At 32.5% G+C, this 12,812-nt stretch carries 14 protein-coding genes; 4 read left to right on the forward strand and 10 right to left on the reverse strand.

Annotated features, from left to right (window positions below; genetic code table 11):
- Positions 1–19 precede the first annotated feature (19 nt).
- From RXO53_RS06005 to map, 5 genes are all read right to left on the reverse strand, one after another.
- Positions 20–370, reverse strand: a complete 351-nt coding sequence (locus RXO53_RS06005; RefSeq protein WP_410713353.1) for a transcription factor S — start codon at positions 368–370, stop codon at positions 20–22.
- A gap of 52 nt (positions 371–422) precedes the next feature.
- The gene (locus tag RXO53_RS06010) at positions 423–677 is read right to left on the reverse strand and encodes a hypothetical protein (protein WP_410713341.1); all 255 of its coding nucleotides are present in this window, start codon (positions 675–677) and stop codon (positions 423–425) included.
- A gap of 520 nt (positions 678–1,197) precedes the next feature.
- The gene (locus RXO53_RS06015; protein ID WP_410713342.1) at positions 1,198–1,503 is read right to left on the reverse strand and encodes a hypothetical protein; all 306 of its coding nucleotides are present in this window, start codon (positions 1,501–1,503) and stop codon (positions 1,198–1,200) included.
- Positions 1,500–2,615, reverse strand: coding sequence for a DUF1512 domain-containing protein (locus RXO53_RS06020; RefSeq protein ID WP_410713343.1), 1,116 nt, complete (start codon positions 2,613–2,615; stop codon positions 1,500–1,502). The genes RXO53_RS06015 and RXO53_RS06020 overlap by 4 nt, the downstream gene beginning before the upstream one ends.
- A gap of 197 nt (positions 2,616–2,812) precedes the next feature.
- Positions 2,813–3,724: a type II methionyl aminopeptidase gene (gene map / locus RXO53_RS06025; RefSeq protein ID WP_410713344.1), complete on the reverse strand. Its 912-nt coding sequence runs from the start codon at positions 3,722–3,724 to the stop codon at positions 2,813–2,815.
- Between the two features lie 74 nt (positions 3,725–3,798).
- Between map and RXO53_RS06030 the strand changes: the two genes are divergently transcribed.
- Both RXO53_RS06030 and RXO53_RS06035 read left to right on the forward strand, forming a co-directional pair.
- Positions 3,799–4,485 (forward strand): metal-dependent hydrolase, encoded by a 687-nt coding sequence (locus RXO53_RS06030; protein WP_410713345.1) that lies wholly within the window; start codon positions 3,799–3,801, stop codon positions 4,483–4,485.
- Positions 4,486–4,552: 67 nt separating this feature from the next.
- A complete protein-coding gene (locus tag RXO53_RS06035) occupies positions 4,553–6,364 on the forward strand; it encodes a ribosome biogenesis/translation initiation ATPase RLI (protein WP_410713346.1) in 1,812 nt (603 codons plus the stop codon).
- Between the two features lie 50 nt (positions 6,365–6,414).
- On the opposite strand, the gene RXO53_RS06040 is transcribed toward RXO53_RS06035, so the two are convergent.
- Positions 6,415–7,122 carry a TrmH family RNA methyltransferase gene (locus RXO53_RS06040; protein ID WP_410713347.1) on the reverse strand — a complete coding sequence of 236 codons (708 nt, stop codon included), beginning with the start codon at positions 7,120–7,122 and terminating at the stop codon, positions 6,415–6,417.
- Positions 7,123–7,445: 323 nt separating this feature from the next.
- On the opposite strand from RXO53_RS06040, the gene hxlB reads away from it, so the two are divergent.
- Together hxlB and RXO53_RS06050 are read left to right on the forward strand one after the other, a co-directional pair.
- On the forward strand, positions 7,446–8,027 hold the full coding sequence (hxlB, locus tag RXO53_RS06045) for a 6-phospho-3-hexuloisomerase (RefSeq protein ID WP_410713354.1): 582 nt from the start codon (positions 7,446–7,448) through the stop codon (positions 8,025–8,027).
- A gap of 86 nt (positions 8,028–8,113) precedes the next feature.
- Positions 8,114–8,440, forward strand: a complete 327-nt coding sequence (locus RXO53_RS06050; protein ID WP_410713348.1) for a hypothetical protein — start codon at positions 8,114–8,116, stop codon at positions 8,438–8,440.
- A 22-nt stretch (positions 8,441–8,462) separates the two neighbouring features.
- On the opposite strand, the gene RXO53_RS06055 is transcribed toward RXO53_RS06050, so the two are convergent.
- The 4 genes from RXO53_RS06055 to RXO53_RS06070 form a co-directional block, all read right to left on the reverse strand.
- Entirely contained in the window at positions 8,463–9,638 is a 1,176-nt protein-coding gene (locus RXO53_RS06055; RefSeq protein WP_410713349.1) for a glycosyltransferase, read from the reverse strand.
- Positions 9,639–9,756: 118 nt separating this feature from the next.
- Positions 9,757–10,671, reverse strand: a complete 915-nt coding sequence (locus RXO53_RS06060) for a nucleotidyltransferase domain-containing protein (RefSeq protein WP_410713350.1) — start codon at positions 10,669–10,671, stop codon at positions 9,757–9,759.
- Positions 10,646–11,503, reverse strand: a complete 858-nt coding sequence (locus RXO53_RS06065) for a nucleotidyltransferase domain-containing protein (protein WP_410713351.1) — start codon at positions 11,501–11,503, stop codon at positions 10,646–10,648. The genes RXO53_RS06060 and RXO53_RS06065 overlap by 26 nt, the downstream gene beginning before the upstream one ends.
- A 91-nt stretch (positions 11,504–11,594) precedes the next feature.
- Complete coding sequence (locus RXO53_RS06070; RefSeq protein ID WP_410713352.1) at positions 11,595–12,665, reverse strand: zinc ribbon domain-containing protein; 1,071 nt, start codon at positions 12,663–12,665, stop codon at positions 11,595–11,597.
- Positions 12,666–12,812 lie beyond the last annotated feature (147 nt).

Below are 12,812 nucleotides of genomic sequence, written 5' to 3' on the forward strand. Positions count from 1 at the left end.
CCCAGTTAAGTTAAAGATACTAAGCATATTCTCTCCACGTATAACCACATTTTCTACATTTATAAAATCTTGTTGGAGGTTCATCTGCAGCCCTTGTTTGCATCATCCAAGCTATTATTTCATCATTACCACACTTAGGACATCTAATACTTCCTTTTAATATTTGTGCAGTAGGAGGTGGAGATTCAGAATCAATAACAATAGTTTTATCTTTAGGAGTATGCTGGATCTTTTCTTTTACCTTTAGAGCATTTGATAAACTATTTTGATTTGCTTCTACCTTATATCCACATTTTGGGCAAACAAGATAGGTCTTACCTTCTATATGTTTTGGTTTCATTAAGCTCCCACATTTTGGGCAAAACATCATCGAACTCTGCACCGCTTACTCGCCTCTAATCTATATTAATTTATTGCAACTATTAACTGCTTTTTGTATTCTTTAAATACCTATCTATATTCCTTAAGAGGTTTTCATTTATACCTTTACTATTTTTAACATTTGATTTTTCTTGATATTTTTTAGAAGATTTATTTCCACAATCTATAATATCTGATAGTAAAGATTTGCAATAAGGGCATACTTTTATAATTTCCTTGCTATTTATTCTACAATTACTTGTCGCTACTCTTCTTTTGCAAATATCACAATACTCCCAAGAGAGTGTAATCCTCAATTTTACCGCCATAATTCTATTCTATATTCATTCCTTTTATTTGAATTTGCTAACTATATATTACAATTTCTAATTCTAAAGTTTAATAATTATTATTTTAAAATATATGAAACTATCTTAACATTATTTTTCGATTATAACCTTAACTTGATAAAATGAACGGCAAACCTCGTCCTTCGGGGGGTCAGTTAATCAAGAATTAATACTTCCCGTTTTTTCTATACTTTCATTTCAATCATTTTATCTTTATGATCAAGTATAGGGACTTAATCCTCAACCACCTTCAAACGGTAGGTAAGTCATGTGACTCCTTTAAACACAAAGGCGCAGGGCTCACATCTCTAATACCACTCTTACCCTTTTAAACATAGCCCACATTGGCATGAGAGGTCATTAGTTTATCAATATTGACAGCAAATATAGATTTCTATTAACGTAAAAAAGGATTCGGCCCGTATTACTTATAATTTATAATCAATTTAACTTAGGCTAAAAAGCATTACAAAATTTATTAATACAATTAAAAAAATCTAGAACCCTTTTTCTGTTTTTCCTCTTTAACAGCATAAATACCAACTATTTTTCTTATGTTACCATTATTATCACAAGGCCCTTCTATTAATCCCACAAAATCTCCTTGCCTAAAATCCCTAGTTGTTATCATGCCATTACAATCTTCTACTGTGACAAACTTTGGCCTTTTTTGCATTTCGGCCATTTTTCTTAATTCATTAGCCTGCCTGAACGTTAATAAAATAACTATTATAAGCACTACTAACAATAGTATAGCTTGATAATAAAAACTTGTATCAAAAAAGCCGCTCATTGACCAACACCCGCTGTGTTGCCAATTCCTGCTATAACTACAGTATCTCCTGGTTTTGATTCTTCTTCTATAATTTGCTTTACCCTCTCAACAGCTTTGTCTGTTCCGTCCAATATTTTCTTGTCCATTGCCATTATCGCCTCTTCCATACCCATTTTAACTATAACAGCTCTCAAAGGAATATTATATTCAGCAGCTATTCTTTCAAACATTATTTTTTCGGGTCCTGGATCACCAATAGCAGCACCTACTCCTTCTGCTATAGTCCCTGTCTCTTCTCCTTCAAATTTTAATGCCGCATCTACAGTTACTAACAAAGAAACCTTTTCTCCCTTAGCAAGAGATTCTTTAATTACTTTAGCTGTAGCTTCACCTGGTCTCCCCACAGTAGACCCTGGGCCTTTAGCCTTAACAAGAAGAATTTTCCTTCCATTATATTCGCTTTCTGCCATTACAGTATCTTCATCAATTTCTCTCCATTCTTTTTTATAATTACTTAGTTTAAGTGCAACTATAGGACCTGCTCCATCACCAACAGGAACTCCTTCAAGAAAATCATCTAATGCCTTTCTATAAATATTTGCAATTTGCATGATCTGAGGCATCATCAATGATAGATACATTATCATATACCAATTTTTAGTTTTATCGCTGCTCAACAATATGTGCTGAACATATTTGTATATTAAAAACAGGGCTGAAGAAATTTCTGCAGCCGTTGAGGCTATGCTTCTTGCCACATCATTTGCTTCAGGCATTGAAATTTCAAAGGTTTGTTTAAATTTCGTATCCCTAAGGTTTATTATATGCCTTAATCTATTAATTATATCTGTGGGTTCTATATTAACTGGATCTATAGCAAAAAAATCAATAAGCCTATCTAATGTTTTAGAGGCATCTTTAGCTTTATTTTTGTTCATAAACTCTAATGTTTTATTTCTCGCACTATTGGCCATATCGTTTAAAACTGCTAATTTATTTTTTATATCTGCTTTCCACCAATAAACTTGTAGGTAGTTTCCAAAGCCAAATAGGTATAATACAAATATCAGTACCCAAACTATGTTAATCAGCAAATATACCCAATTTTCAATCGCGGCAATTCCTACCACTTAGCTCACCGTACCTTGTTCCCCCACAGTTTTATTTTTATCCAGAGTTTAAAGATTCTGACTTTTTCTTAGCCTTAATAAAGCGATTTTCTGGGATCTTAACATTTACATCAAATTTTACCTTAATTATAATATTTTAAAATATTTTAGTATGAATTTATCAGAAATAAAATAATCAAAAGTTTTAAAAGAAACTGCTATTTCAATAATGTTGTAACAATAACTTTATCATTAAGGATTAGAAAAGTGTGTTCATATTGTGCCACTAACCCCTTCCCCGCTTCAATAAGTATTGGATAGTTAACTAAGGCCTTTTGCCTAACTAGTTCATTCAATAACACCTCAATTTTTGATGCTTCAAATTCAGAAGTGAGCCACCTTGCTGCAAACGGAAGAGCATTATATTTTTCTTGTATATAATTTAACAAATGTTGAGCATCTTCAGATATGGCTTTAGGCTTTCTTCCAGTTAATGAATAAATATATGCCTTAGGCCCATCAATTACAAATCCCTTTCCAAAAGTGCCAAAAGGTTCAATGGCTACTTGAGTTCCAGGTCTTAACCTTTTATAAAATGTACTCCTATCCGCATAATTTGGTATACTTTCCCCGGCATGTAAATTGTACCTCGATATGGTGTGACCAGTTAGATTTTTTATAGGTTTGAATCCCTTGCTTTTAATTGTAGACTCTATAGCTCTTCCTATATCATAAATAGAAATATTTGGTTCCATTATTGAAATTACATTTTCTAAAGCCTTATTAACAGTTAAGGCAAGCTCTTTGAATTGTGTTCCTAATACAACAGTAGTAGCAGTATCTGATAGATAGCCGTCTATACTTGCTCCTACATCTACCTTTATTACTCCGACGTCTGGAATTTTCATATCATCATTTATTCCTGGAGTATAGTGGGCTGCTATTTCATTAATTGATAAATTGCAAGGAAAGGCAAGTTTTGCCCCCTTCTTCATGATAGAGTTTTCTACCTCATCGCATATTTCTCTTGAGCTTGCACCAGGTTTAATCAATGATGCTCCTAGCTCTCTTGCTTCAGCCCCTATAGAGCCAGCTTTCATTAATTTTTCTATTTCTTCATTGCCAAACATTATCTCCCCCAAATGCCAATAATAAGTTAAACCTAATATTCTCGCATATTATACAGAATAACAGGTGAGCGGATTTGGGTAGTTTAATCTATTATGGCCACTCAGCTTTTGAGATAAACTCGGGAGGGAAGAAAATACTGGTAGATCCATGGATATCTAATCCTGCATCAGTTACTAAGGTAGAAAGCATTAAAAATGTTGACCTAATAGTTTTAACTCATGGTCACGATGATCATATAGGAGATACTATAAAAATTATGGAAAATAATCCTAAATCAAAAGTAGTTGCTATATTTGAGCTTGCAAATTATATTGCTACTAAAATAAATGATGAAAATAGGGTTATAGGAGGTAATATGGGAGGTCCTATGATTGTAGATAACATAAAAATAGCTTTAGTTCCAGCAAATCATAGCAGCGAAGGATTTGGATCTCCTACAGGAGCAGTAATAATTACTAATGAAGGCACTATATATCATGCAGGAGATACTGGAATAACATCTGAAATGGAACTTATAGGAGAAATATACAAACCAGATATAGCTTTGCTTCCTATAGGAGGTCATTTTACTATGGATCACAACGAAGCAGCAAAAGCCGTAGAAATGATAAAGCCAAAAGTTGCTATACCTATGCATTACGGAACTTTTCCGGTATTATATGGAGATCCTAATGAGTTTAAGAAAATAGTTGTTTCTAGAGGAGTAAACACAAACGTAGTTATATTGAAGCCCGGAGAAAAGTTTGAATTCAAGTTTTAAATAAACTACACAATTTTAAAACCCTTCATTTCTTTTTAAAAAGGTGCAAAATGACTAGGTGCAAAAAATGACTAGAATTGCAGTAATCGATGACGACAGCTGTAAACCAAAGAAATGTAATTATGAGTGCATTAGTGTTTGTCCAATAAACAAAAGCAAGAAAGGGGTTGCTATTGAAGCAGATACATCATCTAGAGGAAAGCCAATAATATATGAAGACGTTTGCATTGGATGCGGGCTATGTATTAAAGTTTGTCCATTTGAAGCAATATCAATTGCTAATTTACCAGAAGAATTAGAGGAAGAGTCTGTTCATAGATATGGAGTCAACGGATTTAAATTATATGGATTACCTATACCAAAGAATGGACAAGTTGTAGGAATATTAGGAAAAAATGGTACGGGAAAAACAACTGCAATAAAAATACTTGCAGGAGAATTAAAGCCTAACCTTGGTATACTTGATAAAGAGGTAAGCTATGATGAAATAATAAGGAGGTTTAGAGGTAGCGAGCTTCAAACGTATTTTCAAAAAATTGTTAATAAAAAAATCAGAGCAGCTCATAAAATACAATATATAGATTTAGTTCCAAGACACATAAAAGGTGATGTAAAAACTTTATTACAAAAAGCAGACGAAAGAGGTACAGCTTTAGAACTAGGAAAACAATTAGGTTTAGATAAAATATTTGACAGAGATGTGAGAAATTTAAGTGGGGGAGAACTCCAAAAGCTTTTAATAGCAGCTACGCTGAGCAAGGATGCAGATATTTACATATTTGATGAGCCTAGCAGCTATCTAGATATAAAAGAAAGGATTAATGTTTCTAAAATAATAATGAACGAGGCGAAGAGGAACAAATATTTTATTATAGTAGAGCATGACCTTGCAGTTTTAGATTACTTAAGCGATTACATACATATTATATATGGCGATCCAGGTGTTTATGGAGTAGTTTCAAAGCCTTACGGAGTTAGAGTGGGTATAAACAATTATTTAGATGGTTATTTACCTTCAGAAAACATGAGGATAAGGAAAGATCCTATACAGTTCAGGAAACTAGCTTCAGAATCAATAGTAAATACTGACAACAAAACCTACAAATATCTTGAATGGGATAATGTAAATATTGTTAGGGGTTCTTTCAAGCTTGATGTTGAAGCAGGATATGTAATGAATGGAGAAGTGGTTGGTGTAGTTGGACCTAATGCTATAGGAAAAACAACTTTTATAAAGTTTTTAGCAGGGGAGTTAAAACCTGAAAATGGTAATATAATAACTTATAGAGAATTAAAGATAAGTTATAAGCCTCAATACATAGGTCCTGAAATGTTTCCTGAAGGCTTAAGGGTCGAGGATGTCTTAAAGCTAGCTAATCCAGAATCTATTATACCGAATTCCTGGCTTTATTTAGAATTAATACAAAAGCTAAATCTAAACAAAATGTTCGATAGAGAAGCAAGATCACTAAGCGGAGGAGAAATGCAAAAACTAGCAATAGCGGCAACTTTAAGCTCAAATGCAGACCTATACTTGCTAGACGAACCTTCAGCTCACTTAGATGTTGAAGAAAGGCTTGCAATAGGAAAGATAATAAGAAGGCTTACAGAAATAAGAAAAGTAACAGCTTTTGTTGCTGAACATGATATAATAATACTAGATTTCATAAGCGATAGAATCATTGTATTTAATGGAGAGCCAGGAACACATGGGCATGCTGATGCTCCTAAGGAGACTAAAAAAGCAATGAACGAACTTTTATCTGAACTTAAGATAACCATCAGAAGAGATGCAGAAAGTGGAAGGCCTAGAATTAATAAAGAAGGCACCTATTTAGATAGATTACAAAAAACAAAAGGAGAATATTATGCTACATAAACCCTAGGTTTTATTACCTTTATTAAGAAATTTTAGATTACAAAATGTTTTTATTCTTTATATTGCAATTTATCTTTACATCCATATTTTAAACATATTCTGCTTATCAACTTTAATATCCTAGCTGCTTCGCCTTTTTCTGATTTGGAAATGGCTTTTCTAAGAGCTATCATTATATCTTCTAGCTCATTTTGTTCAAATGAATCACTAACTAAAGCTCTAGCATACGCTTCTATTAAATTAACAGTCTTCTTATCAGCAAGTTCCAAACTTAAAGGTTTGTTCTTTGCTAGATAGAGTTCATAAAGCATTATAGCACCTGCGTTTGATACATTTAATGCTTTATATTTTTGAGAAGATGGTATCGTGCAAAGTAAATCGCACTTCTTTAATTCATCTCTTGTTAAACCTACGCTTTCTCTACCTAATACAAGAGCTACCCTATTATTTACTTTTTCAGCAAGCTCTGATGCTTGCTTAGGAGTAATAGGTATCCTAAGCACATCTTTTGCTGAACTTTCATCTGATGTGCATATCGATAAATCAACACCTTCCAATGCTTTATCAATGCTATCGACAATTATTGTGTTGTATATTTGGTTAGATGCCTTTACAGCCCATCTTGATGCTTCATAAGCACTGGCTATCGGTGAAACTAAATAAATTTCATCGACATCAAAGTTCTCTGCTAACCTTAATAGATACCCTAAGTTAATTGAGCCTTCTATTCCAACAGCTACCAGCCTCAGTGATTTCATCTGTCAGCACCAGAGACCCCGTCCGTGAGGGCGGGGTAGTTTACTTTTCCTCCTGTGATTCTTTTTGTATTCTTAGTTTATTTTTCTATTACAGTTTTTATTAGCTTATAAAAACTTCAATACAAAATGTTTCTATTAAAACCTATAAACCTTTTATTATTTTTAAGTTATTTTAATAGATTTGAGATTATTTTTAAATAACTTCTGTTAATTATATTAAATTAAAAAACATATAAAATATAAAATAAAAACTTATAATCCTGTTCAACAATAATTAATTGGTGACTTCTTTGAATAATGAGAACCATGCTGCATTGCTGGCAATGAAAGAGATAGCTAACTTTGTTATAAAAGCAACTGAAGTAATTGAATTAAAAGAAATTGATAATTTTGTTAACGCGCTTATAGAAGCTTACAATATGAAAGCTAAGGTTCTTGTCATGGGGGCAGGGAGAAGCGGACTAGTTGGTAAGGCTTTTGCTATGAGACTGTTGCACATGGGGTTTAATTCGTATGTTCTAGGAGAAACCATAGTACCTAGCATTACTAAAGAAGATCTTGCTATAGCAATTTCAGGTTCTGGAAGAACGCAATTGATTGTTGACGCAGCAGATGCCGCAAAGAAAGTAGGCTCAAAAGTTATTGCACTAACAACCTTTCCCGATTCTCCTCTTGGTAGCATTGCTGACATGGTAGTAAAAATACCTGGCAGGTCAAAAATAAGCAAAATGGACGATTACTTTACAAGACAAATATTAGGTCTACATGAACCCTTAGCCCCACTAGGAACTCTATTTGAAGATACGACAATGATATTTTTAGATGGAGTAGTTTATAATTTAATGACCAAACTTAACATTAGTGAAGATCAAATGCGCAACAGGCATGCAAACATAGAATTTTAATATTTTTAAAAAAATTATTTAATTTTTATTAATTAAGGAAAAAATTAATATCCTCACTGGATTCAAATTAATTGAAAGATGCATAGGTGCTTAAATTGAATAGTGAAAGGAAAAGAATGGAATTACCAAAGAAGAAAGAAGATTTAGATAAAATAGTTGAAGAAGTCGAGGAAGAGCATGAACATGAACATCATCATGAACATGAAAACGTTGAAGACATAGTATCTGTTTTAGAGCTGTTAGTTGATTCTTTATCAGCAAATGTTAAAAACATAGATACAACTGTAAAAGCCCAAGGCAATGAATTGGTAAATATATATAGAATTCTTGCATATTTGGTTGAGGCTTGCACAAATAACGATACAAGTTCAAAAAATGAATCACTTAAAAAAGCTATAGAACTTTTAAAATAGTTTAATTTTTATATTTTAAAAATCAAATAGTCTTATCTATAACTATAAATTCTCTTTTTCCGATCCTAGTTAGTCCATATATTAAACCAAAGCCCTCAAGTAAACCAAATATAGGAAGAGTTATTATATACCTAAATTTCCCTGATTTCTTTACCCCATAAATGTAGACAAGCCAATAAACTAAACTGCCTGGTATCAAAACTAGGGCAACTATATAATAATTTACAAAGGGCAATAATATCCATAGACCTATTAACCCTAAAGTTCTTGAAAACGTTTTAATAGCTATTATTACTCTCATCGTTATTGGAGCATATCTAGAATCTTCAGTCATACCAGAATACCACCTTGCTCTTTGCTTTATTAAGTCCTTTATTGAGTTCGGACTTAAAATGCTGACCTTAGTGTTACTTTGCCATGTTTTACCATTATTTTTAACAACATCTATAGAGAAAAGAAAATCTTCAACTTTACTTGGCTTATTAAATGCGTTTACCTCTAATAAAAATGAACCTTTAACTCCCAATAGTTCCCCATGTAGACCTACATAAGGCTTTTTAATAAGACCAGTGAAAAATCTAAAAAACGATATATCATCAAGATACCTTGCAAAGTCCATAATATATGCCATATAAGATTTTCCTTTTCTGGGTAGCAAAACAGGGTTAAATGCTACATATCCTTTTTTCTCATAATATGGTATTTCATATAGGAAAGAATTGTTCAATATTAAATTATCATCATCGAGAAAAACATACCAAAAATCTGGTTTAACAAAATTTCCAACAAAATATCTTAAAGCACGACCCTTACCAAATAAATCATGTCTAAAGGATTTAGGAACGATAACTAAGTTTATATCTTTGATTTTAGAAAGTTCATCTTGCAGCTCTGCTCCTTCATCTATAACTAAATACATTGGAACCTTTAACCTTCTATGATAAGTTATGTTTTTATATAAAACATTTTTTACTTTTTTACTTGCTATACTAACTATAACCAATGCAACATTGTAAGCTCGTTCTTTTTCCTTCTTTGAACTATACAGCGTTAACGTAATTATTAAGACTATTGCATAGGCTGAAATAGCTGTCCAATCAGCCGCTACTGCGTATTTTAAGTAAGGTGATGTAGAGAAAGCGTTGTTGGTTGCGATTTCTGTGTTTTTGATTACTTGGATAACATTTTCGATAGTCAATTCTTACACCTTTTTAAAATTTTTTATTTTTTCAATAAAAAAGCTTTCCTTCCAATTTCTGCTGCAAAAACTTATTAATCTTTTCATTGTTAACTGGGGAGTTAACAATAATTTTAACCTAGGATTTTGATCCAATTTTGCTTATTTTCCCTGGAAACTCTCTTGTACCTATAATTATAGACTTCTCATTAGAGAGACCAGAAATACTTAAATGGCCTCCGTTATATAATAAATAACCTGCATTAAATTCAAAAGATATTATATACCTTCCATTGCTATCCCTCACGCATGGTGGATATAATAGCCCGTTAATTTGCCCATTCGGTATATAAACATTTAAGTTCTCAACTTTATCCGGAATAATTATTTTATTGTAGTCTTTAATTGGATCACAATGAGAGGCTATTTCATTTGGAACCCCTGTCCAGCTGTATGCCTTACCCCTATAAGTCCCCCTCCTCCAAGGTACGCATAGGTCATCAATTATTACTCCTCCAAATGAGTTTTTGCATTCAATAATATTTGTATTATTGATAAATTTATTGTAAATTAACTCAACATTCTTCTCTCCATAAATTACTAAATCTATATCAGATTCTCCATATTGCATACCTAAAGAATACGAGCCTGTGATACCTATTTGCTTTATATCTAGGTCTTTAATTAGATCAAATAAAGGTAAGCTTTCAATATACTTATAAGAATAGATAAAGTTCTCCATAAATATATCCTTAGGATTATTATAAATCATTATATCTTCTTTTTTAATGTAAGGCATCTTTATCCTATATATTGGATCATATAGCATTTTAATTTTTGAACTTTTTATTGCATCGCTAATGCCATAGGGGCCGTATTCTGAAATTATTCTGCAAAAACTCAATTTTTTTCTTTTCCATTTGCTTTCTCTACAACTCACATACTTAGGTATAACTGGTATAAGTCCTTCGGGAGACTTTATTCCAATTTCTACAGCAACCAACAAATCTTTTGTTATTATAGTAGAATCATGTCCATATCTTAATTGGGTCAACCCTTCCACCTAAATCAGGAATAATAACAAGTTTGTTTCTTTTCAGATCTAATTGTATAAACCCCTCTATAATATATTTTCCTAAAGGAAGTTCAGAATACCTGGTGTGCCATGTCATAATTTCAACTTTACCGTAGTTTTCGTTTTCCGCTAAATAAATGCTTGGCACCAAATAGTTTTCATTGTTATCATATATTTCTATCTCTCCTTTAAAATTACCCAATGTTTTATAATTACTTATACACCTAGTTTTATGAACCTGCCTTAGTATTCTAATTGTATAAGGTATGTTTGTATAGCACGAGTCTAAAACTCTTAAATTTGATAGCATTTTATAATTCTCATAAGACATTGTATCAGATACTTTATTGTATCTATTGACACAATTTAATATTAAATTCCTATTCCTTAGTTCCAATAGCTTTTCATAAATTTCTTTATTGTTACCATAAAGAAGTAAATCAATATCACTATTTTCTCTTTGAAGTCCAAAAGCATAGCTACCTATTAAACCAATATATTCTGGGTTAAGATACTTTATTAGATCTTTAATCTTTTCAGGCAAAAAATCCTTTTTATTAAAATATGTTTCCTTAGGATCATAGTATATAAAAATATCTTCATTTCTGACAACTGGAACATATCTACCAACACAATCAAGATATTTATAATATTCCTGTATATAGTTATTAAATTCGTTAAATTTAACCCTGTGACCTGATAACCTATAAGGTATTGATATAAATCCTTCTTCTGGATGCTCATAGCCTTTAACTACCCACATGATTTCAATACCATTCTTATTAGTTACTAAATGCCAGCCTTCAAACATTATTGTATTCCCTATTTACATTTACCTAATTCTCAGCTATTATAGAATATTAAACTGACCTCCTCTCCGCCCTGAAGGGCGAGGGTTCCCCTCATCTGTTCGGGATTACATCTGTCATCTGAGGGGCAGTCGGGGTGGTCAGAGATCCCCCCATCTTTTTGTATGCTTTCTTTTCAATGTTTATTACTGCTATTGTATCTCTATCAGCCTCAAAACCGCATTTATTACACTTCAGCTTCCTATAACCATTTTCAACAAGCTTTGAACCACATATTGGGCATATTGATGATGTACCTTTAGGATTGATAACAGCTATAGGTACCCCCTGCTTTTCACATTGCCAATCTATCCAATGCTCTAGTCTTCTGTAGCTTAGAATGAGCAAAGAGACTTTGTGTTCTTTTGGAAGCTTCCTTAAGTTCTCTACTAAGTTTGTCAAGTCTTCTCTATCTACTTCATATTGGTATTGCTTAGCTAAAGCTACTATTTCATGAGAAGTCTTTTTTGCCCAATCCTCTATAATGTTCCTAGCCTTCCTGTAGAAGCTTTTTATTCTTCTCTTAATGCCTCCTCTCTTAAGCGAGGCAATGTATTTGAAAGAAGAGTGCTTTTTCTGAAGGTTTTCAGCTAATTGTTTATAATGCAGAGCTCTCTCAATATTTGTATCAAACCTATATTCGCTTTTTCTATTACCTACAACTATTTGTTTTTCATTAACATCAACGGCTAGAACGCCTTTAGGATCATACTTAGCTGGCTCAGGCACACGCTTAGATATCTTAAGAATAAACTTACCATCTTTAAGTAACAATCTAGCATCTTTGTTTGGATAGCTATCATATCTCCTATCCAAGCCAATAATTTTAAGCCTATAGCCTCCCAATAGCTCTACATAATCACCTTTAATTCTATAGCTCTGCCCATATGTTAACCAAATCCTAAAATTATTAGCTCTGGGTATCTTACCTTTATTGGTATTTTTAAGCCAAGACTTAGCTATAGCAATAGCCTCTCTATAACAGTCAATAGCAATTTTAGAGGGCAAGCCATATTTCTCCTTAAGAACTTTGTATAAAAGTCTATGGGCTTTTCCAAGGCTTATTGCTTTATTCTCTATTACAACTTTTATAGAATAGTTGAGGGCTTCCCTATACCTTTTCATTAAATCTACAATTTTTTATGTGAATTGGGCTCAGGGCTAACCTTTACATTAACTGTTAAGGTTAGTAAACCCTCATTGCCCATAGACATAGTTACTCAACCTTGTATTTAGCTATATTGACTTTTCTCATGCAATTTGGGCATGTTG

Source organism: Caldisphaera sp., assembly GCF_046536515.1.
Lineage (GTDB): Archaea > Thermoproteota > Thermoprotei_A > Sulfolobales > Acidilobaceae > Caldisphaera.

What these genes read in the sequence shown, in the direction of transcription:
- RXO53_RS06005 (WP_410713353.1), bottom strand. Translation starts at nt 370, where the DNA reads ATGATGTTTTGCCCAAAATGTGGGAGCTTAATGAAACCAAAACATATA.
- RXO53_RS06015 (WP_410713342.1), bottom strand. Translation starts at nt 1,503, where the DNA reads ATGAGCGGCTTTTTTGATACAAGTTTTTATTATCAAGCTATACTATTG.
- map (WP_410713344.1), bottom strand. Translation starts at nt 3,724, where the DNA reads ATGTTTGGCAATGAAGAAATAGAAAAATTAATGAAAGCTGGCTCTATA.
- RXO53_RS06035 (WP_410713346.1), top strand. Translation starts at nt 4,553, where the DNA reads ATGACTAGAATTGCAGTAATCGATGACGACAGCTGTAAACCAAAGAAA.
- RXO53_RS06040 (WP_410713347.1), bottom strand. Translation starts at nt 7,122, where the DNA reads ATGAAATCACTGAGGCTGGTAGCTGTTGGAATAGAAGGCTCAATTAAC.
- hxlB (WP_410713354.1), top strand. Translation starts at nt 7,446, where the DNA reads ATGAAAGAGATAGCTAACTTTGTTATAAAAGCAACTGAAGTAATTGAA.
- RXO53_RS06065 (WP_410713351.1), bottom strand. Translation starts at nt 11,503, where the DNA reads ATGTTTGAAGGCTGGCATTTAGTAACTAATAAGAATGGTATTGAAATC.
- RXO53_RS06070 (WP_410713352.1), bottom strand. Translation starts at nt 12,665, where the DNA reads ATGAAAAGGTATAGGGAAGCCCTCAACTATTCTATAAAAGTTGTAATA.